We start from the raw sequence: 23,628 nt of genomic DNA, 5'->3' as shown, positions 1-23,628 counted from the left end.
GGGACTGGGCCACCGATGACTCGCGATTTACCTCGAATGTCTCGTCCTTCATTGCTGCTGCGGACTCCGCATTGCGTGCAATTTAAACGAAGTTCTTCACGGTTCGTCTTGAGGTTGATGCGATAGAAGCATCATCCAGCGCGGAACACGATGACTTCATGCACTATCTCGGGCACTTTCTCAGTTTCGTGGGCCTACCCTACGCCATTGGCTTCCTCGCCTTATGTTTCTGGCGGCGTTGGTGGCTGCTCGTACCCGCTGGGCTCGTGGCGGCAGTTTTGGCCAAAATCGAATACGCGAGTGTCAATGCCTCGGACGGAGCTGGCGCAGCATTCGGGATCATCCTCGTGATCTTCGCGATGATCGGGGCCGCCAGCGGTTTCGTCGCAAGCGGAGTCGTATTGATCGGCCGCACGACACGATTGCAGGCGCTGCGGGCCGTATACGTGCTTCCTGTCGTCTTCATTTTAGGCTTCGGAGCTTTTTTCGCGGTCACCTGGACCCAGCAGAAAATCAGAGAAGCCCGATATGCGCCGCCCTCTGCCGCATGCCTCGACAACCTGCATCCTGCCCGGATTGCCGATGTCGCCATCACGATTCCAGTCGCACCTGGTATCTTGCTCTACGGCGATGGAACGAGTGACGATCATTACATTCTCTGGAGCAACCCAGATGCACGCGCCTTCTGCAACGAGGCAGACGGAGGCAGCGCGACCTTGAAGTCCGTGGTCTTCACGCTGGATGGCAGTCCGGCGCGGAGAGAAATGGAGACCAAACGACCGTTCTGCTCACGTCTTCATCCGGAGTATCCCTGGGCAGAGATGGCTTGTCACCTGATCCCGACCGACGTTATTCCCGACAAGCCTGTGAAAATGACCGTTTCCGTCAAAGCTTCGGGCTTTGATCCTTCGGCCCGCGAACGTGACGCCATGTTGAAGAACCGGGCCATTGTGGCGTCCGATGGTCTCAGAACCTATCGCTCGAAAAACGACATCTATCTGCAGCGGCCGGACGGATACTTCGCTCAATGCTACGACCATCGATCCAAAAGCCAACCTTGGCTCTCCTGCACGGCAACAGAGGAACTATCAGACAAGCTCGCCATCTCGTACGATTTCAGAAGCACCGCCGAGCTTTTCATAACGCAGTCGGCTATCGTCGCGGACAATGCCAGAGCAATCTTCAATTCTCTCAAACCGTGAAAGGTCGCTCCCTACGCGCGGCAAGGCGCTCTGCTTCGGCCATCGCGGCAACTTTGGTTTTCGGCTGAACTTCGATCAGGATGCCGTTCCTAAGGAGGAAGTCATTGTCGACGGTCTGCGCATCCTTCTGTACCGCTGGCGGATGCGACGTCGCAAAACTCAGTCGCAAGACTGCTGCTCGAATCGGCAATATCGCGACAGCAAAACTATTCATTAGAGTTGGGTCTGCTGATGACACCAGATGAATTGAAGATCGTGCGGCGAGCTTATGCGAAGCAGATCACGGCGGCTGTGAGAATTGTCGATGAACGTGTTGAAGCGGCTTTTGCCGACGTGCCGCGAGAAGATTTCCTTGGTCCCGGTCCCTGGCCGATTTTCCGAATGCGGAAAGCCTATGTTCCAACCCCGACTGCCGATCCGGTCTACCTCTATACGGATGACATCGTTGGCATCGTCCCCGAGCGCCACATCAACAACGGGCAGCCGTCACTTCATGCCTTCCTGCTTTCGCAGTCCGCTTTGCAAGCAGGCGAGCATATCGTGCATGTTGGTGCTGGTGCCGGGTACTATTCTGCGATCATGGCGCACCTCGTGACCGCATCCGGCAGGGTGACCGCAATCGAGTTCGAGCCGCAGCTTGCCGCTCGGGCAAAAGCAAATCTCACGCCCTATCGGAACGTTTCCGTCATTCAGGGGGATGGCAGTTTCGTGGCTTTCGATTCAGCCGATGTGATCTATGTAAATGCTGGAGCAACCCGACCGGCGGATACCTGGCTGGACCGGCTCAATGATGGCGGAAGGGTGGTCTTCCCGCTTACAACCGATCTTGGATTCACCAACGCAATTGGAGCAACATGCACCTTCGAGGAGCGGTGTTCCTCGTGACGCGCAAGGGTGAGGAATTCCACGCGCAATGGATTTCCCCGGTGGCCATTTTCCCCTGTGAGGGAATGCGCGACGCGGAATCTGAAAAAGCGCTCGCGGCCGCATTCGAGAGCGGGGAGCACAAGAGGGTGACGCGGCTGTACCGTAATGACGAGCTGCCGACCGAGCAATGTTGGGTTCGCGGTCCCGGCTGGTGCCTAGCCTATGCTTAGGCAACGGTTCGGCATCATACCGTCGCGCAATACCTAACATTTGCGAGGTTTCGGTCCCTCTGGAAACACGAGTACAGCTCGTCGCGAACTCACTCGCAAAAATCAGAGTTTCACCGCCGATTTTTGCGCCGACCCATGTGTGCTTTTTGCCGAGTGCAGCCATCGCGAGCTTCTGCTTCGCGCCGCAAACGATCATTGCCCCTCCCGCTGCAAGTTGGTCGTTATGACCGGTTTGGGCCGACTGCAGACTTTAGCCGCTTGTCCGCCGCGAATAATTCGAAGGCATCAGCACGTCGATCTGGCTCTGCCTGTGACCGTTGACGATGGCGGTGGGTGTGGCGGGCATGATGCCGGAGCGGAGAACTGGGCAACCATCGCCTCGCTCATCGAGACGTGCAAGCTCAACGCCGTCGATCCGTTTGCATATTTGACCACCACGCTCACCGCCATTGTCAACGGCCACAAGCAGCGTCGGATTGCAGAGCTATTGCCGTGGAACTATCCTTCAGTGTGATACGCGCCCGATTGGAAAATCAGATGCAGACAAATATAGTCGCGTCTCAAGCCGGGGAGCATGATGACGACGCGCTACACACCATTTGACGTCTTTCAGAACTTTACGTGCACCGGGATGGAGCTTTACGATCTTCGCCACAGTTATTTCGGAGACGACGGAAAGCCTCTAACTGCTCATTTTTCTCTGCCAACTGGCGACGATTTGCTAAAAATTCACTTTAGCGATGCAGACGTTGTGCGCGTGCTTGATGAGCTTCTGCTTTCCACCGAAGAGTATGGCATCGAGCGTATCGGTGTGAAGCGCTACCATTTTGCCTATCGCGTGGAGAATAGCCGCTTCTTTCTGTCCCAATCCGAATTCTACCGCGATCAATATCGTGAGGCGGTACACTACCGATTTATTACGGGTGGTGCCTGTTTAGACGTTCTCACTAAGTCGGACCCCAATTTCGCGCTGGTTCGATGCTTTGTCCGTGATGACCGCCAGCCCGATGACATCTGACAGCTTTACGGGCGGGGCAATTCCGCAATTGGTGCAAAGTGACCGTTCCGTCATGACAACAGTTTTCGGAAGTGCATAAAGAATACCGGTCAAGATGCGACCGGACACCGCTTACCGACTGCAGCGATACTTGGCGGAGAGGTTGACATCCAACCAGCACGCGACTCTCGCTTTATGGTGATGGAAACGGCACTTATTCGGCCACGGCATATGTAGCCACAATCGTTCCACCCGTGACGAATGCGGACTTACTGTCAGCGGAGAATGACAGGCCTATCTGCCCCCAACCCGGCTGCCGCATTTTCTGAATCACTTTACCAGATGTCATTGAAATCAATGCAAGTGCGGCTCCTTGCTCGTCCGGGAGCGATATCAAACCCCAGCGGCCATCTGGGCTGACGGCCGGATGCAGACTCCGGGAAAAATACGAAGCAGTGCCAGAAATCGTCCATTTCACGAGACCGGTTGGGAGGTCCCGGAATTCAGCGATCATTCCCGATTGTGGTATGGGCTGGGGGCAACGGTCTGATAGTTCACACACCCAACCCATCGCGCTCAAATTGCCCATTATCAAGACGCCCGAGGCATCGCTCGAAAGCACGAATGGTGACCACCGAGCAGCCGACGGTAAAGGAACGACTTGCGGGGATTGACCTTGAACCCAGAGCAACCATTTGCTGGGCTCCCATTTCATGAGGACGTGTGCCTTCCCGGATGGGTCGGTCTTGGATTTAACAGCTTCCAGGCTTCTTTGATCGGCTAGCCCTGGCACGCTTGCCTTTTCCACCGCTTGTAAAATTGCTCCGGTATGAGCGTCAACGAAGGCGAGTATTGGTGCATGCTGGACTGTCTTCTCGTCGTCACGCTCGTCCATCCCAAAGCCCGCAAGTGCTAACCCCGAACCATCGATCCAGTAAAGCTTATCGAGTGAGCCACCTGGATGAGCGAGTTCAGGCAGCTTCGTCTGTGAGCCGTCCATGTTGAATAGATATGGCCGCAGAGAACTATACGAGACGCTGCCTGCCACGGTCGTCTCACGCTTCACGCCGATAACTGACGAGGAGTCATCCAGCCAAGTAAAGGGAGCCGTCAGTGTGAAGAGGTCTCCAGGAAGCTTTTCATTCACCCTATGAGCGCGACCACCACGCGTCACATCACCGAGCCACAAACCTTTCCAAGAACCGAACGCGTAAACAAACTCGCCGTTTGGCGAGAGCGCAGGCGGGACCATCCTCGGCCAGCCTTCTGGGATCGGCGTGCACCGCAAGGTCTTGAACGTCATCGGACCAGCGGGCGTCGGCTCAAGCATGGCGAGAGTGGGACCCCAATTGTCGCCGTAGCAGCCAATCTGTTCAGGAGCAGCGGTGGCCGCATCGATAATCCCAAATGCCGCGATTAGAGACCCCACGGTACAGGCAATTACTGACGCTGCTTTCAAATTCATCTAATCCCCGCTCCGAGCCAATTCGCATACACTTCGCTGTTACCGATGGTGTTTCAAGGCCTCCTTGCTCGCCGGTAAGCCACTAGCTGTTCCAAATAATTGTTTCCGGGAAGTCTTCGCAAAGGCAACCTCGCAGGCCAGCAATCAAATGCCTTCTCAGCTAGCGTCAATAGACCTAGATAGGTCGTTTCCCTGATCTCGGAAAATCTTAACGGAGAGGGGCAACGTGGGGACGGAACACCGGTTACGATGATGATCGTTCACACGGGGATGGACTTCGCACCCTTCTATCCCGGTGGCGGACGTCGAGCTGATCAGGGAAAGGACGGAGTGATATTCGATAGCTTTGCCGGGATTGATCCTGTTGAATAGTCCGTCGGAATGTTGCCGTAAAGCGCTCCATAACAGAGGTTCGATGCCCACACTTGATCGAGAAATACGACTTCGACTTAGCGTGCAACGCGCGTTGCTTGGGGCAGTCTCATCAGCAGTAGCCGCTGTTACGTGCGGCTGGAATGGCAACGAGATTGTCCTCGAATTCTTGGTTGCCTCGGACTTCAACGATGAAGATCGAGAGCGTATGGAAGTCGTCGCATCTGAGGTCGTCGCGGACTTCGGCGATGAAACGATAAGGACGGTCTTTACGTCACTTCCTTCAGATGGGCCGAAGGCTCCTGTCGCCAAGAGATGGTGGGTTTACAAGCGATTTCCGCCAAACGCCTATGTCGGTTGAGCAAAAACCTGAGTGGCCCGACGGGTGGCGATGATAGGGACTCTCGGCCGACAGTTTGACGCCCTGTCCGAAAGGGATGGCTGCGAGCAATGAGTAATGAAGGGCGTGCGATCAATGTGCGATCCACACCGCATACTAGGCATTCTTACGTGGAGAATGCACTAGCCATTCAAAGCTGGCCATCGCTTCACTCTCGGCCAAGTCGGCGCTTCCGAATAGTCCCAAATTGCCATATATGGGTTTCCACCCTTCTGCGACGATCTCGCCTTCGAACACGTCTTGATACCATTCTTCCGGTCGGAGAACGTACACGGCATCGGATCGCTGGACTATCCGAACACGCCTTAGGCCGTCGTTGGCCTCAAGAACCTTGACAGTCTCTTCTGCATTGTCGGGATCAGTTCGCATTCTTCTTTGGTGCTCAAGCAACGGCATCCACGTCTACCAACTGCCAGCATCAGGGGCAACGTCGCCGCTATTAGGCGAAAACATTCCAACGCGCCGGTGCCCGTCAGCCTCTTGGCCGGAACCCTAAGCATCGCACTCCGCCAATATCGCCTGCTGGGCTAATATTTGACGTCCTGTCTGAAATGCATAGGCTGTCCGCAACGCGAAAGGGAGGTCGTTGCGATCAATGTGCAATCTCTACCGCATGGAGGACAAGGACTGGGTTAGCAAATGGGCCCGGGACGCCGAGAGCCTGATCAATCTGATGCCCGCCTATCAGATGAACCCGGACCAAGCTGGGCCAATCGTTCGCAATACGCCGGACGGCGGGAAGCAGCTTGCATATGCGAGATGGGGGCTGCCTTCGCCGTTTTTCGTGATCAAGCAGGCGGCCGAGGCTCGGTCGGAGAAGTTGCGCCAGAAGGGCAAGCCCGTCGACATGGACATGCTCATCCGGATGGAGCCGGACAAGGGCGTCACCAACATCCGGAACCTCAGTGTTTCCCACTGGAAGAAATGGTTCGGTGTGCAGAGCCGTTGCATCGTGCCGGTGACCAGCTTTGCCGAACCCGACCCCGCCAGCAAACAGGACGGTGGAAGCACGCCGAATGCGTGGTTCGCTCGCGACGAAAGCAAGCCGCTTATGTTCTTCGCGGGCGTGCACGTTCCGCAGTGGCAGAGCGTTCGGAAGGTCAAAGACGGCTTGACCACAGATGATCTCTACGGATTTTTGACGACCGATCCCAACGACATCGTCAAACCGATTCACCCAAAGGCAATGCCGGTCCTCTTGCTGACGCGGGAAGAGGTGGATGTATGGATGCGTGCACCCTGGGAGGAGGCGAAGGCGCTCGCCCGGCCGCTTCCAAACGACCAGATCGTGGTGACATCACGAGAGCCCTATGGTTCGACCATCATGACCACGTCCGGGGAGCCGGTGTCCCAGCCAACGCTTCTCTAAGCGATGCTCGCTTCGAGATATGCACGGTCTAGGTGGTTGCTGCCCTTTGCAGTTATTTGGTGCATAAGGCTGCGCGTTCAATTTATCCATGCTAGTCGCGGAGATATCGATTGTAGGCACGACCTTGCAAGCTGCCGAAGTGCGCAGAGCGAGGCCAATCGGCGCAAATGCTGACCTTATGTTTCGGGCTCATTTTCCTGAGTCGTAAGGCCCACACGGGGAATTCACTCCGTTCCTAGCTCGAAATTGCAACATCTTCTCGACCAGGTTGATCTCGCTTCTCGCCACCTTGCCTGCCTCAAGTGATAGCATCGCTGCCGTCTTTCCTGAGCAAGCTCTGCGGAAGGCCCTGCTGACGGGACCGTAGATGAACACGTAATGATTCAGATCAACGCAATTCGGTTGTCCTGTGGCAATCAAATTGCCGTCGGCATCGCATCTCTCAGCATAACGATAGTTTTTTGCCGTCGCCGCCAGCCGCCGAAGGGCAGCGCTCTCGCTGAACATGTCCCAGAAGAAATACGAGATAAGAACAACAACTAGGCAGAGCGTCCCGACCTCAAAAGGCCACGCGACATGCTCGGATTGTCTTCATCATCTCGCATTTTTGCTCCTTTGGATCAGCGTCGGCTCGTGGTTTTGATCGCGGGAATGAAAAATGCCGCGAGTGAGATCAGGAAGCTGTTTTCAGGCCTTCTCTCGACGTGATCCGCTCATTTCACGAAAAGCCCGGCTTTCTAGGCAGGACTGACACCAAGCAGGTTTCCCCAATCGATCTCGATGAACTTTGGTTCGCCCTTTCGGATGCTCTGCCTTTAACGCTGGTCGACCCGCCCTGCGTTGCGGCAGCCGCATTCGCAGGGGGAGATCGGTCACATCAAGCCATAGGGAGTTGCCCCGTCGTTGCGTTTTCGGAGCAATTAAAACCACACGCCCCCGTGGGGGTCGAACGTCCAGCACTTGCCGACCAGACGACGTACCTCAGGCTCCACAAAACCGATGAGATTTGTGATCAAGCCCGGATCGGCTTTCATGTCCCATGACAGTTCGATACGCCGATTGCAGAGTGCAATTGCGCTACTGTCTTTTTGAGGAAAAAATTCCGCTATCTCTTGGGATTCAATCAGGACATCGCTCTCGCTGGCCAATTGAACATCCAGTTCAACCGGTGCACCGAGTTTCAAGTGGTCCGGAGCGACCTGCCTAAGGGGTTCACGGTACTGGGCAAGCGCGGCTTGTAGCGCAGTCAAATCGTCCAAGCCGTCACGGAAAAGGATTAGCAAAGAGAGAAATTGCATTCATGAACCTCAAATATTTGTCGTTTCCAACTGCATCGAGAGAGCAGCAAGCTGAAACTAAGAACCGTCTGTGGGGCGTGTCACCGAAGCTTCGTCGCCCTGCTACGAAACCGGGCGCGAAAGTCTCGTGGGAGGCACTTCGAGGCTTGCCCGACGTTGCGCAACAAGGATGTGGATCAATGCGCCCGCAAAAACCAACAGGAGCAACCAAAGAGCGGTCGTGAGGGTGATGAAGTGCGTCCCGATGCGAACGTAGAGATAATGTTGGGGAAACATCACAGCGCTCAGCGGGCTGATCAGCCTAAGTCCGCCAATCCACGCAAGTGTCACAAAAAGCGGGATGCACATGACGACACCGATGATCGCAGATAATGCCGCGTTCACCTGGGCCATCTTCCAGCTCCTTCGCGGTGGTTCACTCCCGTTCTCGTCCGAGCTTTTCCAGAGCGATAGGAAGGTAACGAAGGCAAAGAAGAAGATCAGCGTTATCGGCCATTGGAACGACAGGATTCCCAAGGAAAAGCCCACGGCCCAAAAATTCAAGCCTGCCATCAGAACGTCGCGAGCGGCAAGCAGCCAGAAAAGCGATGCGACAACCCACCAAGAACTCAATCCAGCGCGTCTGCAGCGAGCAGATATGACGGTCAGCATTGCGATGCCGTATATGAGGACACCGAGCATCCGACCATACAACCCGAGAACGAGCCCAACTGCTCCACAGGTATCTGGAGCACAGTGGATCGCGCGTGCGAGGGCAAACAGCAGAAATGGGAAGCCAAGGGTAAATGCGATCATCGCCACCGTGAGTATGCTGGCGTAGGTGGCAAACTGTCTGCGCGGCATGGGGGCGCTCTCCTATTCCACTCAAACATAACGCGAGTGAATTAAGCTATTGAAAAAGCGATATCTTCACATTTAGGAGAACGGTTGGGATTGTGTTCACCATGCTGATCGCGGAGATGTCGACCGTATGATCTTGGCCAGCCGCTTTCCTACCTTGTCATCGGTGAACGACTGTTAGAGCTGCTATGCCCGCCTCATCGGCCGCACGCAAAAGCGCTTCTCGAAATTGCTCCGGAGCAATCTGTCCGCTAATGGCATCGACGCAGGCCTTGACGGCGGCGACATATTCTTCGCCTTCATCGGATGGCCAATCCCTGATCAGAATTTGCGCTGCGTCGCCGAGCGTACATACGAGCTTGTGTGTTGCCGGACCGCGCAGAGCTAGCCCGACCGGCGTGAATGCCGACGATGTGTTCCAGTTCATTGTCCTCGACCCCTCAAGGCACGGATACTGCGGTCCCCAAGCGCAATATACGTGTGCATCTTAAATCTGGATTGAAAAATATGGCGCATAACTGCTTTGATGCACGGCTGCCGCAAGCAAAGAAAGGGCGCTCTACAACCTCATGTCGGAGCGCCCTGAGCTGCCGTCGGCCTGTGTTGCGATGTCGGACGACGGCAGCACATTGAGATGACGAGATTCCAAACAAATTGCAACCACCGGCGTCACAATCGCGCCGTCTCTTCCGAGGCGCGGTCAATCTTGAGCCCCCATCGACCAATCACCCAGCAGACCGGACTCGTTTCGTAATTCGGCATTTACCAGGTTTTAAACCGGGGCCAGCCCCATCTTGGAAGCAATGGTTGTTTTGCGTACAATCAAAATACTAACAAGGGTTGCGCTGGGTGCTCTTCATTACGATTGGATTTCTCCTCGCTCATATTGCGCTGGTCGCAGGGGCTTTAGGCCTTCGCGATGGCGAGCATTTATGGCTCCTTGTTCTGATGTTCGGCTGGTATTGTTTCGCCATGCTCGCCTTCCTTGTCGCCATTTGGGTTCATTATAAAAAGTCGACCCAGGGCATGGAACCGTCTCGCTAGATGCAGAGCCATTCGGATACGAAGCCAGGCGGTGCGACGCTCGTGCTCTTTGAGACGGAACATCTCAAAGCGAATATTCGCGGCGCATTGGTGGAGGCGGCTCTCAGCCCATGGCAGCGGAGCTTTCTCTTGGATGTGCTATCCAAGTTGGAGAAGTACGGCAGCCGCGCACGGTTGAGCGATAAACAAGTCCTGAAGCTGAATGAAATCCTTGGAGGCGGCGGAACTCGGCGTCACGAGGCGGCAGCGACGTCTCGAACGACCCGGCACGCACATCGCACTGGCTTCCGCACGCCTTCCTTCCTGTCACGACGGATCAGGTGGTCGCGCAGGCGGCTTGTCCGGGACGCGGTGGTGGTGGCGCTGATCGTAATGGTCGGTCTTCTCTACTCATTATTCGAAACTGGACCGGTGCAATCCTTTCTTGGCACGGTCGGCAAGTCGTCGCATGTAATGGGGCCGGTCGACCAAGCATTCACAGTCACGGACGGCGATACGGTCCACCTTGCAGGAGAGCGGGCAGGGACGCGGCTAGTTGGTTTTAACACGCCTGAGAAGTTCTCGCCCCAATGTGAATATGAACGCAAATTGGGAGAGCGGGCATCTTCCCGGTTGAGGGAGCTGGTCAGGTCCCCCAACCTTCAGCTTACAAAAGTGCCTTGTGCTTGTCCGGCCGGTTCTGAAGGAACGGACGCCTGCAATCATGGACGTAGTTGCGGCGTCTTAAAGGTCGACGGCCGCGACGTCGGACAAATCCTGATCGGGGAGGGCCTTGCCGTCCCGTTCATCTGTGAAGGAAACCGCTGTCCGAGAACGCCTCGACCCTGGTGCGCACAGCAGTCGTGAACGTTCTGCCTACAAAACAGCTAATTGGGCCCCGGAGAGCTGAATTCGACAAATGACCAATGATCATCCTACGACCATCAACAGCCACCAGAGCGCTACGCAGCCCGTCCTGGTATTGCAACCAAGCACTAGGGCACTCATCGGTGTCGTCTGCGTCATGGCAATCTTCTTCGTCTACCTGTCGCTCATCGCCGTTGGTCAGATCGAAATGAGCAGACCCACCAGTGGTGTCGGAGAGGGCTTGTTCGCGATCCTGTTCCTCGTCATCATCGTCTTTGTTGTAGTAAAGGCCCGGCAGGTGGACTTCACGAAACCAATAATGGTGATCGGTCCCGACGGCATTACTGCTCAAAAACTGCCAAAACTCATCCCTTGGTCAATGATCGAACGCGTTGATATTCCTCAGACCCGCTGGGCGGAGCTGATCTATCTGACCGTGCGCAAGGACGCTGATCCGGAGATACTCCGACAGTTGCGCAAGCGGCAGCCTCTTGAAAGGACCGTAGCGATACCGCACAGGTGGATTCCAGGATTCAGTTCGAGCGAAGTCAAGGAAACTGTGAAGCGGTATTTTGAAAGCTCACAACGGGGCTGAACGTCGGGTAGGTCGTCCATCGCGCGTACGCATATGGTGGCGCAACACGCCGTCGAGCTTCGCCCCGATACGTTCGATGGCGCGGCGACTTTGATGGTTCGGGAAATGGGTTTGACAGGTAGACGCTGGATGAGTTTCACAAATGGCTTATCCCGTTCACACAGGTAGACACAATTAGTTGTGCCGGTGCGCCTGTCGAAGAAATCGACAGCGAAAATGAATTGCCGTCTTTGATCCGAACTCTTGAAGCACTAACGAGCCGATTCGCTCCAAAGAGTCTCTGTTGGCGTTCCCCAGAATATTTGCATCCACAGATGGTTCAGCCTGATGCGTCGCTTAACGTGCCATTGGCGATGCGGCGCATGCAGTGGTTGAAATATTACTCCGCATGCACTACGAAGGCTCCCCTGCAGGAGGAGTGTTATATGCATCAGGTTGCGGACTATCGGGACCATCAAAATTTCGGTCCAATTATTGCTGATCGAATATGGAATGCGTGGTGGAAAGACGCGGGTCTTCATCTTTCCGACGTTACGCATCATCTGACCGAAATGGTCGATGATCGCTCTCTCCCTACGGCGGTCGTTGCTCATGACGAAAGCGGCTATCTCGGATCAGCCTTCCTCATCGATTGCGATTTGGAGGAGCGGCAACAATACAAGCCATGGGTAGCGGCCGTTTGGGTGGAGGAGAATAAACGCAAGCGTGGCGTAGGAAAATCACTCGTCGAGGCAGCAGCAAAAGCTGCTGCCGATCTGGGATATCGGGTCTCGTACATATGCTGCCATCAAGAGTTGGAAGCCTTCTACACCGCTTTTGGCTGGAGCGTTTTGGAACGTGATGTCGGCCCGCATAAGTTAAGCGTATTGTCCTTTGACCTCTAAAGCATCGTATCGGCCGTTTGGATCGTCGAAGACAGAAACTTCACCTCGCTCTCCAACCACGGCAGCCGTGATGTCATCTCACAGGTCAATTGGAGCCGCCGATGAATTTGGACCGGGTAGCTGCACGACAGTGTCAATTCTGCCGCTGGCCCGAAGGACCTTTTTAGCATCACCGCCCGGCCGGTTGCCGATATTAACGCCCATTCCCGTCTAGGTTTAACGCATGACCAGACTGCACAAGACGATAATGACCTTGCTGTGCACCATGGCGCTGATCATTAGCGGCTCTACGGTGCTCGCCCAACCGGCTAGCGGCCGAATCCCTCAGTGTGTAGACGCTTTCGAACCCGACCTAACGCCGAATCCCGCACCTGCGCTCAATCCGAGGCGGATATTTGCTGTCGTCTTAGGCCCTTACGAATTTTCAGTGCCGTGGGTATTTCTTTCGGGCCGACCACGCGCAAACCTGCACAGCTGCGAACTAGGTGTAAACAAGCTTGCAATCCAATTCAGATTTAATGGGAAGGTTTCAATCCCCACTGGCGAAATTGATTATTCCTACGATGGTGTTGGTTTCGGAAATGAAGCACCGTCTGATTTGGTCGAACTCCAAGCGCTCCAGTTCTACGACCGTGCGCCACAAGATTATTTCGATCCCTCACTACGCTACAGAAACACTATACGCGCGGTCACAGCCGGGTCCGTGAAAGTAATCGACGGTCTAGAGGAGATAAAGCCAGGATGGACGGTCACTGAAGGTACTCGTTGGCATCTGGCTACCGATGATACCGAGGTATTTATCTCCTGTGATCTCATCGACCTCTGTACTGGCTTCCTCAATCTTCGCGATCTTCATCTGTCAGCGCACATAACGCTGAAGCAGCATTTCGGTGAGTGAAATACGCAAGATCGACGCGACTTTGCGGTCACTTATTTCAAATTGGCGAGAAAATCAGTAGAAACACTCTCAGTATCGGAGAAAATACATGGCCATCATGTTCCCAACCAGCCGCTCGATAGAATTTCTCGGCCCGGGTGTTTGTATCGATGGCGAGCCAGGCGCGTCGGATGCCCGCAGACTTGAGGCAGGCGCTGGCCTCATTGAGTAGGCTTCCCCCGTGCTCCAGCACTGTGTGTCGCACCCGCCTCTACCTGCTTCCTACACGACCATTTCTCTGAGATCGCGGATAAGCCCGCCAGGGCCGTCCTCGGCTGCAGCGTCTACGCCAATCTTCGTGAGCCAGCACCACATGCTGACCCGATGGAAAAGAGTGTAGAGCCGAAGCGCCCTTTCGGTGTCCGGGTGATCGACCGAGCCGTAACCTTCCAAAATGGGCTGATAGCTGCGCGGGTCTTCATGCGCAGAGCAGAAAAGGGCCTTGGCCAAGTCGAAGAGCTTGTCCGCAGCGCGTGCGTTTCCGAAATCGACAAGCCCGCTCAATTCAAGTCGGCCAGCCTTGTCACGTAACGCCAACACATTGCCCTGATGAAGATCGTCGTGGGCGAGGACTGCACTGTCGCTTGCGTCGAAAAGATCGAAGCTGCCCTTGGCCAATTGTTGCAAACGACGCGCCAGCTCGGGATCGCCGCCAAGCTCGCGAAACCGCCGAAACACATCGTCAAACGCTGCCGTCATGTAATCTGCGTTAGTGTGTACCGGTTTGTCGATGCCCTGGCCATGCACGTAGCCATACCCAGGCATCGGTACCGCATGAATGCGTCTTAGAAGCTCCCCCATCTGGCGATAGGCGCTTTTGATATCAGGCTCCGCCATCCAGTGACGAAGCGAGCGGCCGGGCAGGTGCGTCAACAAGGAGTAGCGTAGCGGCAAAAGGGACCGCGATTCATCGACGCGCAGCCAGGTGGGAACCGGCAAGGTCAAATCCTTCAGCCAGCCCGCTACGAGCGCCTCCTTAGACGGTCCCCACTCGGGCTTGTCCGGATAAATCTTGAGAACCAGCGACCCATAATCGGAATTCGCAAGATCGATCTTGTAGACCTCAGTGCTGCCTCCCTCCAGCCGGGAGAAACCGCTGACGGTGAGATCAGGCTCAAGGTGCTGGACGAGCTGCAAGACAGTTGCAGCGTCCAGTTCGGCAGTCATTCTTCGTCTCGGTACCATTGCGTGCGACCCCTTTGCCACGCGATCTCGGATGCTTAAATAAGTCGTCTGAGCGCCGGTATGATGAAGCCGCGTGCATCGTCAAACAAGAATGGCCTCTAACATGTGGCGATTCCGGAGAATGCAGGCCGCGCTCTTTGTTCTCCAAGTTATTGCCCAGAGCGGCTCAGGGTCCGTACTTTCCGCCGTGACGCTGGATTCGATTGCCTGTGCTGCCGCATCCAGCACTGCGAATTCGATCAACTGATCGACGAACCCGCTTCGAGCATTCCGTGCCAGGCAATATCCGTCGAGCAGCATGCGGACTTGTCGTGCCCTCGCTGTTGCCGGGCCGAGGCCCACCTTTTCGGCAATGTCATCATCATAGAGTTGCGCGTTCAACCAGCATGCCTGCACCAGTTCGATATCCTGGCGCACCGGACCGGCAACTTCCCAATCAATTAAAGCAATCGGCAAACCTGCACGGGATATAATGTTCCAGGGTCCAGTGTCGCAGTGACCAATGACCAGTGGACCACGACCGATAGTGCGACCAAACCATGGACGCCAAACGGCACCTTTTGGAACTGAAAACGAACTGGTGGCGTCGTGCAGTCGTCTGAGCATCTCTCCCAACCGGGGAACGGCGTCGTCGGCCCAAGGCTGGGGATGAAGAACGTCACCCTCAATGAACGACAATGTTTCACGTCCGTGCTCGTCGAAACCTTGGCCTATTACGTGCGGTGCTTCAGAAAAACCAGAGCGCTCAAGATGCTGCAGAAGACTTATGACCGTATGAGACCATGGACCCGATGCGCGAAATAACACGCTTCCGCGTCGCGAAACTCGGGTACGCCCGCCGCCCTCCAATAGACTTTCTTCTTCCATAGAACGCGTGCCTTCGCCAGTGACCAACATCGTCTTGCCCACGCTCACATGATCAAGTCTCACGTTCAAGCGCTCTCGATCCACTGGCCTGTCAAACGTAAGCGGTGTCTTCATCCCACATTGACCAAGCGCGACAGGCAGTTCCGATGACTACCGCCGTGAGATTGATGGCATCAGTGCGCCACAAGATAAAACCTCTAAAGCCCGCTTAGGGCCGATAGCCGCCTACCGGTTTTGGCAAGAACGCGCCAACAGCGGTCAAAGGATACCTCGTCTCAGATCGAAGCTTACGCCTCCGCTGGCCTTTCCGAAGCAGTTGACCAGAACGACTTCATGCTTCGTGAAAGTGTCTTCATCACTCCTCCACTCCTTGAAGGCCATCCTCACCGCATACAGTCGGGGGGATCGGAGTGCGGGCTCCGAGGCTTTGTGCCTTAGGCGAATAATCGCCAGGAATGTTCGCTAAGACTTCGCAACAGTCGGGATTGACCTCTAGGAAATTGGAGACGGACGTGTAGCGCCACGGGTTATTCTCCGTCCGCTGGTGACCGATTTCATGAGCGATTCCGGCTTGGACATAGCGGTCTGCGGCACCTTCGATGAGGGCTGCATGTGACGCACTTTTGCAGCGTGTCTCTTCTTCGGCAGAAAGTACCTTGGCTGAGAAGCTGGCTTCTCTACCAGGTGCCGTCAACCACCCATAACCCAGGTCTAAGATGGCTCCGCCGGATAAGAACAGCGCTATAAGGAAAGCTGTGGCAAGCAGGAGCTTCGTAGTCGATGGTCTGCCCCTCATAAATTTATCCCCAGTCGGTCATCGGCATCCCGTGCTTAGATGCTGAATTGATCACATCGAGCATTGGGTCCGCAATCGGCCGATAGCGGACCTCAGTCGCTTGCTCGTCCAGCATAATTCCACGGCAGTAGCTCGTCGACCCGGCTCCGCCTGTGGCCATTGACGATGGAGGAGCGCGGCACTCAGGTAGGCGAACCGTTCTTGCCAGCGTGACGACAAATGGGACTTTGAAACGCTTCACGAAACCTCACAGCGTTTCTGTCGGCCAGGCCAGTGCGACCAGAACACCGGGTCTTCCATCCTGATCAGATCGTTTCCCTGCCAAGCACCCATCTGATGCGTGGTGCCATCGATTGCCGCCGCCACCGTGCCATCGGGCCGCAGCACGGTGAGGTCAACGGCGTCGATCCAGCTATCAGTCATCAAACCCCTTGGAAGCCCCGGCACCTGATTTGTGAAGTTGGGGGATTGGCCCTTGGCATCAGCGCCGATTGGGAAACCGGCCTTCCGCAATACGCCGGGAAACGATGGATGATTGATCACGTCGCCGTCGAATCTCATCCCAAGGTACTGCCATGCCCTTGTGAAGTGTTCACCCTCAAATTTTAGGGTTTCTTCCTTCTGTGATCCGGCTGGAGCGGGATCGTCGAAATTCTTGCCAAATGGTGCCGTCACTGACGGATCGGTTTCGTAATAATCGATTGCATTGTTGACGTGCACAAAATTCGCGAAGCGCATCTTCTTCGCTAGCGGGGCACGCAGAACCCAGCTGTTGTTGACGACGTAGTGGGGGCCGTCGGCCACGTGCTCAGTCGGGAATTTGAAGAGCTGACCCTTCGTGTGCGTGTCCTCGTCGGGACCGGGTTTTCGGAGATTCCATCCGACATTTCCGTAAACGTAGAAATAGCCGGATCGTGCCATTTGCATCGAGAACGGAATATAACAGTCGACGATCATATTGTGGCGGATCGTCCAATTCCAGGCAAAGTGCTCGGGCTCGATGGCATTATCGCGAATGCGGATGAACCAGTTATTCTCGATTAGGACGTTGCGCGAACAGCTTTCGACAATCGACTCGGCGACCTGGTTGAAGAAGTGAATGCCGTTGAATGCGTCAGCGATGATGTTGTTTTTGATGACGACATAGCCCGCAATACTCCAGGCGCGGAAGAAGTCGCCATCGTATGCCCGCGCGTCGTCCTCGATGCTAACTGACTTTCCAGTCTCCGGCCGTTCGCCATGCACCTGAATCCAATCGACGTCCTGCCAAAGCTTCGATGGGGTGCCGTCAAGCTCCTTCTCGATAGATCGTCCGTGGCGAAGGGCCTCGCATATCTCCCAGCCATTTCCGCTTGGGTCCTGCACCCAATCGCAGTCCTCAATAAGAATGTGACGCGTTGCAACGCCGGTGGCACCGATGGCGAATGTGCCTCCACTGATCTTGAGACCTCGCAGCGTGATGTGCTGGCAGTTTTCAAGGTAGACCGCCGTTGGCCAGCAGCCTTCAAAGACCAATTTCTCGATGTTGATCCACTGGCAATTCTTCAGGACCAGGGCTGCGTTGTCAGCAAGGTAATAGAGACCCGGAAAGCGCCCTCCGGCCTCCTGAGCAGCCGCCAACTCGTTGCCGGTCTTCCTGTATTCCCTGAAGGTGAGGCCAGACCCGAGCACCGCGCCAGAGCTGCAGATGGTGATCGGATCGACCTCGCTCCCGACGAGCGCTGACAGAACGATAGGGTGCTTGTATTCGCCTGCTGTCAGCCGCAGCTGGTCCCCAGGGGAGAGCTGTCGAACTTTACTATGCACGTTGTCGGGACGGGCATCGCGCGTTCTTCCCATGCCGATATCTCCGTTCGAACGAGCGATTAGGGACCGGTGGTCCAGACGGTGAAGATCGGGAAATGGTCGGAGCCGAATGTGTCTGGTGCCACCTTGGGCGCGACGAACGACGCAGCCTGGGAGGCCGGAACGGACATGTGGTCGATAGCCTTGTCGGCGAAATCCGTATCGTCATATGTCCGGCCAAGGTCTTTGGTCAGCATCGCCCACTTTGGGCTCCCGACGAGTGGCACCGTCATGACCGCAAAGGTGTCGTCAAAACCATCGCCTGTGCAGGTGCTGGCGGGAAAGGGGGCTTTCGCGCAGGAGAAGGCAGCCAACTGACAGTCGTCGAAAGACTGGCCGAACTTGCCGGGTTCGAAGGACGTGTTCCAGTCCCCAGCGATCAGCACCGTGCGGCCATCAGCAACAGCTTGGTCGGCGACCGTTTTGGTTGCCGCTATCACTCGTTCGCGCTTGAAGGCGTTGTCCTTATCCGCCTTGGCCTTCACGTCTGAACCGTTGTCCAGAATGCTTTGGAGGGCAGGGACCGGAGGCAGGTCGAGTTTTTTCAAGCCCTTGATTGCATCGTCGGCGGCAAAGCAGGCGTCGTTTGAATTCGATTTCAGATGAACCGGGAAGACGGTCAGGCCATTTGCCAGATCGACACGAAGGGTTCCGCGATCAGTTGCCGCCAACCCCATCATATCGATGCCCTTCAACGGCATCTCTGTGACCGGTATCGAGCTGTCGCCATCCGGCTTGGCGTTGGTGAGAACCTGGTGGGTATGTCCTTCCGGCTTCGGATCGAACTCGATCACGGATGTGATCGGTATCTTCGAGAGGACGCCGACCTCCAAGCTTGCATGGATTTCGTCGCCTTGGACCTGACCATCGGACATCGTCGCAAAATAGGTCTGCCAGCCGATTGCGTCGGCGATTGCCTTGATGTCGGGTCGTCCGGTCAGCTCGATCAGCACGATCACGTCGGGCGACAAGGTGTCGGCCATCTTCTTATAGTCGGACGCCCGAGCCAGGACCTTCTCGTATGGCGACGCGGCAATGTTCCAGGAAACGATCTTGGCGTCAGCAGCCCAGGAATTGGTTGCAAGCAAAGTAGCACATGACAGCAAAAGCGTGCGCAAGCGGTCCATTTCAAAAACCCCCTCAAGTTTAGGAAATGCGGATACGAAGTATGTTGGACGGCTTCTGCAGACTACCCGGTTAAATAGAACTTTCAAGGCCAATACTACTGTTGCGCAGCCTTTTTTTGGTCTTTACGGCTAGGCTACGAATCTCGGGCGTTGCAGTATGTCATCGTGTTACCTAAGCTTGACCTCGTCGTAGTGCCCAGATCAGCGCCGTCATCGAAGGTTGGCAATGGCGTAAGCCATGTCCGAATGGGTGAACTTCTAAGGCTCGCCCTCGCGGCTTGCCCAAACCGCGACAGCGTTTAGTGCCCGCTCGTGAAAGCCAAGACCTTATTGGAAGTAGCTCCGAAGCTATGCCTGGAATACCTTTTATCGACAGGACCTTGAGACTATCCGCATCCCCGATGCACGACGTAGGGGATTGACGTCAAGACGCGTGATGCAATGGTCCGAGTGTATCAGCAACGAGAGGTTGTAATGTCTATCGCTACATTACCTGCACCACCCTACTACGTCGTCTGCTTCTCATCGCAACGAACGGAGGTCGATGACGGCTATGGGGACGTCGGTGCTGCGATGGTGGAATTGGCAAAGCAACAGCCCGGCTTTCTGGGTTTCGAAAGCGTCCGCCGTGCTGACGGTTTCGGCATCATCAATTCTTATTGGAAGGACGAGGAAAGCATCCTGGCATGGAAAGCGGTTCTCGATCACGTCGAGGCGCAAAGTCGGGGCAAGACAGACTGGTATACGCGTTATGAAATCCGCGTTGCGCTGGTTCAAAGAGCCTATGGATTCGACGCGGACGTGGTCAATCGGCAATGATCTTTGCCCATTGTATCCAGGCCTGGCGTCAAGCCTCAAGTTCAGGCGTCGCCATTCTCCGACAGCAATGCGAGACGAGTGGCTCAGCGGTCTCCGCTAATCGTCCTCCAGCTAGATGTTCTGCCCCTTCGACGACTGAGCTTTTAAGGTCTTGATGAAATCAGCGACTAGATCGATTGAAGTCGCCCCGACAGCTAGCCTGTCCAAATGGTTCGCAATTTCCTCGCATTCGTTTTGAGAGAGGGAACGGAGTGTCGATCTGACTACGTTGTAGTCGGGGGTCCCGCGAGAAGCGAAGGAGCGGTTGATGACGAAGCACTCCGTTTTTCCGTCAAGTCGTTCAACAGACAGGGCAAGCGAGCCACCGTCAGGTGCGACGGCGTAGTCAACGATCAATGTGAACACGGCGACTCCGATCTGTTCTAGTCTCTTCTTCCATCAGAACGCATACCTTGGGGAGCGACTATCGCCGAGATTTTTTTTGGGGGGCCCATTCTGCAATTTTGGTCGCAGCTTCCGTCGGGGACAAATCCGAAGCGTGATAAGGCGAACTGGAACGCACCCTGGGCCAGTTGCCGGGCTCTCACCGTTGGCAGCCGCAATTAGCCTGGCCTCCTAACCGGAGCCGGGGCTATCTCCAGCCACTTACTCAAACGTGGAATCGTGAAAATTGATGGTTTCGCTCCATTCGGCTGTCGTGCCGGACTCACAAAACGTGGCTTCGAAGGGTCTTTTCGCAAACGTTTCGCGCTGTGTGCCATTTTTTGTCCCAGGCGCGAAATGTTTAGGTAAAGACGCTCTCTGCCTCTGTCTGCGGGGGGGTGGAATTGGGCCTGCTTTCTGATTTCGCGATTGATGTTGACGACCTCGAATTCCTCCAGGCGATCATCATCGATGCGTGCAATGAGCTGAAGATTTCTCCAGATCATCGGGGCTTTGTCGCGCGGGTCGTAAACTTGCACTCCGAAGGCCACTCTCGGGAGGAAATCCTTCGAAGTCTTAGAGTGGAGTTCGCGAGCCCCCTTGGCCGTCGGCAGAAACATGTCCCATTGATCCATGAGGACCTTGGTGAAGTGGGCCGAGATGCTACCCTGGCCACATGAATAACAAAACCTCATCGAGCAAGCTGCAGAGCTGATCAGGCTCTATCAGACCACAGGCGGTTGCTTATTTGGCGAGGTCGGTGCCGTGGTGATTTCCAGCACAGGAAACCTGTACGTGAGCGTCGGGGATGTGGATGGAATGGCTTGAGTCATTCGGGGCGTGCCGGGCCGGATTGTTAGGGAGATATCGAATTGGTTGCTGGAGATGGAGTTGGACCGCCCGCCGAGGCGCTTCGCGAAGCCGAGGATTTGATCCAGAGCATCGAGAGTGTTGTCGGCGGCGAACCCATATTTAAAGGTACTCGCGTTCCAGTGCGAACGATTGCCGCGATAAAAGCTCAAGGCGCGACTATCGAGGAGATTGTCGAGGGCTATCCTTCGCTCACCTCACGCATGGTGGAACTCGCGGAAATTTGGGTCGCCGCTCATCCCGCCCGCGAACGGCCACCTAAGCTGTCGGAACAGGGATTGAAAGTGAAATCCGTAAAGCGTTTGCCCCTGATCAAGTGACCTGCCAGAACTTATTCTTGCCGTCGACCTGAGTCGTGCGACAAAATCCTCGCCGTTGTTCACCAACCTGAGGAGTTGTGTCGTGAAGACAATAGCGACTATCGGACTGGATATAGCAAAGAACGTTTTCCAGGTTCACGCAGCGGATGCTGATGGCTCAACAGCTTTTAACCGGAAAATCAAACGGGCGGACCTTCTCGAATTCTTCAAAAAATTGCCGCCGTGCCTAGTCGGTTTGGAAGCCTGCAGCACCGCTCATCATTGGGCTCGCCGCATCGCTGAGTTTGGACATGAAGTTCGTCTAATACATCCCGCCTATGTGAAGCCCTTCGTGAAACGGGGGAAGACTGATTTCAATGACGCGGAAGCAATCAACGAAGCTTTGACGCGAAAGACGATGCGGTTTGTCCCCGTCAAATCGGCTGAACAACAGGCATCGGCGATGATCTTCCGGACGCGCACCTTGGCCATACGACAGAGGACGCAAGCGATAAATGCACTTCGGTCCCATTTGGCTGAACTGGGGGTCGCGACGCCCCAAGGAAGAACCGGTTTGAAAGCACTTATCGCCATCGCAAACGATGAGCACGACGGCCGGATTCCGGCTTCCGCTCGCTTCGCCTTGCAGCAAATTCTTAAACAGATTGAGTTTCTGGGCGAATACATCGCACGACTTGATCGCGAAATCCTAGCTCGAACGAAGAACGACGCCGATATCAAGAGACTCATGACCATCCCTGGCATCGGGCCTATAATTGCGGTCGCCATCACAGCGCTTGTTCCTGACCTTAGTGGATTTAAATCGGCCCGCCATTTTGCGGCCTGGATTGGCCTGACTCCGAAGAGCCATTCGAGCGGAGAGAGCCAAGCGCTGGGCAATATTTCCAGGATGGGAAATAGCCACCTCCGAACTCTGCTTGTAACCGGAGCAATGTCGGTTATTCGAAGCGCCAAAACAGCCGAACGAGTCTCTCCGTGGCTAGCAAAGCTCCGGAAAAGGCGTCCTTTTAAGGTGGCGGCGGTAGCGTTGGCGAACAAGACCGCGCGAATAGTTTGGGCTCTGCTGACAAGAGGCGGCAATTACAGCAAACCTGGAAGTAGCGCCGACGTTGGGACGATGCGTGAACGCATCATCACTCCGGCTTACGGGTTGGTGAAACGCTGAGGTGAAGACCTGTTAGGAACGACAAGAGCGAGCACGGAATACCGGAAGGGCGCAGGTGTTAAGCACACGCATAATTGTAGGGCCGTTGCTCCGCGAAATATACATGGGCATGGTGGTTTCTGACCACCGAATGCCGCCCCAATGATGGCAGCGTTTCAATATGACAGGTAGGCACTTGTGTTTCATCGGCGGGCCGGTTAGCGAATGGATCGGCCCGCTCCGACCGAGTCTGCGCGGTCTTATCGAGCCGGAAGTTACAATGACGTTATGTCGGACCGTCCAGTTCCAGGCAAAGTGCTCTGGATATTCAACCCCAGCCAAGTCCGTAGTCTGTCGCTGAAACTGTACGTCGGTTTTGCGAACGCTTAATGTTCGCAATTGGCGGCGCAAGGGGGGCGCAGGCCCATGGATACTGTCGCACACGGCCGTCATCCGTCCCCATTCAGGATTTCGTCCAGAACGTCCTCGTTGCCTCGCGTTCAGACGTTTCGCCTGGGCCATTTGCTTGGTCGCTTTTCGGATGAGGTCGAAAAGGGGCATCATCCACGTTTCCAGGGAAATGTTCGACGGATGGATTTCGAGCAGCGAAGGGACCTTACCGGAACAACTATATTCAACGGCGCTGCAACACTTGAAACAAAAGGTCCACGATTGTTCGCGGTTACAGCGCCCCGGTCGAGCAATCCACCTTAATCGACGAATTCGCCTGCCGTTGGCTCGCATCAAAGCATCATGAATCCCAAAGACGGCTCGGCCGATTTCGGTAAGGAAACTAGGTTCGCGCGAGGCGGCAAATTGTCGTTCTCAAATTCATCGCATCCTACTGCAGTCGGTTTGGATGCTGGGTGGCGACCGGGTGGCTCAA

At 55.5% G+C, this 23,628-nt stretch carries 18 protein-coding genes and 3 pseudogenes; 11 read left to right on the top strand and 10 right to left on the bottom strand.

The features are described from left to right. Positions 1-158 precede the first annotated feature (158 nt). On the top strand, positions 159-1,202 hold the full coding sequence (locus GR198_RS07380) for a hypothetical protein (RefSeq protein ID WP_164068128.1): 1,044 nt from the start codon (positions 159-161) through the stop codon (positions 1,200-1,202). Here the strand turns inward: GR198_RS07380 and GR198_RS07375 are convergent. Further along, entirely contained in the window at positions 1,192-1,416 is a 225-nt protein-coding gene (locus GR198_RS07375; protein WP_164068126.1) for a hypothetical protein, read from the bottom strand. The two genes, GR198_RS07380 and GR198_RS07375, sit on opposite strands and share 11 nt — an antisense overlap. Before the next feature lie 17 nt (positions 1,417-1,433). Here GR198_RS07375 and GR198_RS07370 point away from each other — a divergent pair, with 17 nt between their 5' ends. The 3 genes and pseudogenes from GR198_RS07370 to GR198_RS07360 all read left to right on the top strand — a co-directional run bounded on the left by GR198_RS07370 (position 1,434) and on the right by GR198_RS07360 (position 3,317). Further along, positions 1,434-2,087 carry a protein-L-isoaspartate O-methyltransferase family protein gene (locus tag GR198_RS07370; RefSeq protein ID WP_246711057.1) on the top strand — a complete coding sequence of 218 codons (654 nt, stop codon included), beginning with the start codon at positions 1,434-1,436 and terminating at the stop codon, positions 2,085-2,087. Positions 2,088-2,639: 552 nt separating this feature from the next. Then, positions 2,640-2,813: pseudogene (locus GR198_RS07365) on the top strand (transposase domain-containing protein); the annotation flags it as partial. A gap of 63 nt (positions 2,814-2,876) precedes the next feature. Then, positions 2,877-3,317: a hypothetical protein gene (locus GR198_RS07360; RefSeq protein WP_164068124.1), complete on the top strand. Its 441-nt coding sequence runs from the start codon at positions 2,877-2,879 to the stop codon at positions 3,315-3,317. A 193-nt stretch (positions 3,318-3,510) separates the two neighbouring features. Here GR198_RS07360 and GR198_RS07355 read toward each other — a convergent pair whose 3' ends face one another. Next, a complete protein-coding gene (locus GR198_RS07355) occupies positions 3,511-4,761 on the bottom strand; it encodes a hypothetical protein (RefSeq protein ID WP_164068122.1) in 1,251 nt (416 codons plus the stop codon). 1,367 nt (positions 4,762-6,128) lie between these two features. On the opposite strand from GR198_RS07355, the gene GR198_RS07350 reads away from it, so the two are divergent. Beyond that, complete coding sequence (locus GR198_RS07350; protein ID WP_164068120.1) at positions 6,129-6,902, top strand: SOS response-associated peptidase family protein; 774 nt, start codon at positions 6,129-6,131, stop codon at positions 6,900-6,902. 920 nt (positions 6,903-7,822) lie between these two features. On the opposite strand, the gene GR198_RS07345 is transcribed toward GR198_RS07350, so the two are convergent. The 3 genes from GR198_RS07345 to GR198_RS07335 all read right to left on the bottom strand — a co-directional run bounded on the left by GR198_RS07345 (position 7,823) and on the right by GR198_RS07335 (position 9,467). Beyond that, complete coding sequence (locus GR198_RS07345) at positions 7,823-8,200, bottom strand: hypothetical protein (RefSeq protein WP_130793076.1); 378 nt, start codon at positions 8,198-8,200, stop codon at positions 7,823-7,825. Between the two features lie 102 nt (positions 8,201-8,302). Further along, entirely contained in the window at positions 8,303-9,043 is a 741-nt protein-coding gene (locus GR198_RS07340; protein WP_164068118.1) for a hypothetical protein, read from the bottom strand. A gap of 157 nt (positions 9,044-9,200) precedes the next feature. Beyond that, positions 9,201-9,467: a DUF982 domain-containing protein gene (locus GR198_RS07335; protein WP_164068116.1), complete on the bottom strand. Its 267-nt coding sequence runs from the start codon at positions 9,465-9,467 to the stop codon at positions 9,201-9,203. Positions 9,468-10,982: 1,515 nt separating this feature from the next. On the opposite strand from GR198_RS07335, the gene GR198_RS07330 reads away from it, so the two are divergent. Next, on the top strand, positions 10,983-11,525 hold the full coding sequence (locus tag GR198_RS07330) for a PH domain-containing protein (RefSeq protein WP_164068114.1): 543 nt from the start codon (positions 10,983-10,985) through the stop codon (positions 11,523-11,525). Positions 11,526-11,540: 15 nt separating this feature from the next. On the opposite strand, the pseudogene GR198_RS35710 reads toward GR198_RS07330, so the two are convergent. Further along, a pseudogene (locus tag GR198_RS35710) lies at positions 11,541-11,639 on the bottom strand (GNAT family N-acetyltransferase); the annotation flags it as partial. 311 nt (positions 11,640-11,950) lie between these two features. On the opposite strand from GR198_RS35710, the gene GR198_RS07320 reads away from it, so the two are divergent. After that, positions 11,951-12,409 (top strand): GNAT family N-acetyltransferase, encoded by a 459-nt coding sequence (locus GR198_RS07320; RefSeq protein ID WP_164068112.1) that lies wholly within the window; start codon positions 11,951-11,953, stop codon positions 12,407-12,409. Between the two features lie 223 nt (positions 12,410-12,632). Beyond that, positions 12,633-13,307 (top strand): hypothetical protein, encoded by a 675-nt coding sequence (locus tag GR198_RS07315; protein ID WP_164068110.1) that lies wholly within the window; start codon positions 12,633-12,635, stop codon positions 13,305-13,307. A 261-nt stretch (positions 13,308-13,568) separates the two neighbouring features. On the opposite strand, the gene GR198_RS07310 is transcribed toward GR198_RS07315, so the two are convergent. The 4 genes from GR198_RS07310 to GR198_RS07295 all read right to left on the bottom strand — a co-directional run bounded on the left by GR198_RS07310 (position 13,569) and on the right by GR198_RS07295 (position 19,253). Then, positions 13,569-14,513: a phosphotransferase family protein gene (locus tag GR198_RS07310; RefSeq protein WP_164068108.1), complete on the bottom strand. Its 945-nt coding sequence runs from the start codon at positions 14,511-14,513 to the stop codon at positions 13,569-13,571. A 99-nt stretch (positions 14,514-14,612) separates the two neighbouring features. After that, entirely contained in the window at positions 14,613-15,461 is an 849-nt protein-coding gene (locus GR198_RS07305) for an aminoglycoside phosphotransferase family protein (RefSeq protein ID WP_312876441.1), read from the bottom strand. 970 nt (positions 15,462-16,431) lie between these two features. Continuing rightward, the gene (locus tag GR198_RS07300) at positions 16,432-18,033 is read right to left on the bottom strand and encodes a right-handed parallel beta-helix repeat-containing protein (RefSeq protein ID WP_164068106.1); all 1,602 of its coding nucleotides are present in this window, start codon (positions 18,031-18,033) and stop codon (positions 16,432-16,434) included. Positions 18,034-18,059: 26 nt separating this feature from the next. Continuing rightward, positions 18,060-19,253 carry a hypothetical protein gene (locus tag GR198_RS07295; RefSeq protein ID WP_164068104.1) on the bottom strand — a complete coding sequence of 398 codons (1,194 nt, stop codon included), beginning with the start codon at positions 19,251-19,253 and terminating at the stop codon, positions 18,060-18,062. Positions 19,254-19,640: 387 nt separating this feature from the next. On the opposite strand from GR198_RS07295, the gene GR198_RS07290 reads away from it, so the two are divergent. The 3 genes and pseudogenes from GR198_RS07290 (at position 19,641) to GR198_RS07280 (ending at position 22,763) form a co-directional block, all read left to right on the top strand. Continuing rightward, positions 19,641-19,985: an antibiotic biosynthesis monooxygenase family protein gene (locus tag GR198_RS07290; RefSeq protein WP_164068103.1), complete on the top strand. Its 345-nt coding sequence runs from the start codon at positions 19,641-19,643 to the stop codon at positions 19,983-19,985. Positions 19,986-21,310: 1,325 nt separating this feature from the next. After that, positions 21,311-21,598: pseudogene (locus GR198_RS07285) on the top strand (DUF433 domain-containing protein); the annotation flags it as partial. Between the two features lie 82 nt (positions 21,599-21,680). After that, complete coding sequence (locus GR198_RS07280) at positions 21,681-22,763, top strand: IS110 family transposase (RefSeq protein ID WP_164068102.1); 1,083 nt, start codon at positions 21,681-21,683, stop codon at positions 22,761-22,763. Positions 22,764-23,628 lie beyond the last annotated feature (865 nt).

The organism is Rhizobium leguminosarum, assembly GCF_010668065.1.
GTDB classification, from domain to species: Bacteria; Pseudomonadota; Alphaproteobacteria; order Rhizobiales; family Rhizobiaceae; genus Rhizobium; species Rhizobium leguminosarum_S.
This window is presented reverse-complemented; position numbering and strand designations above follow the sequence as displayed.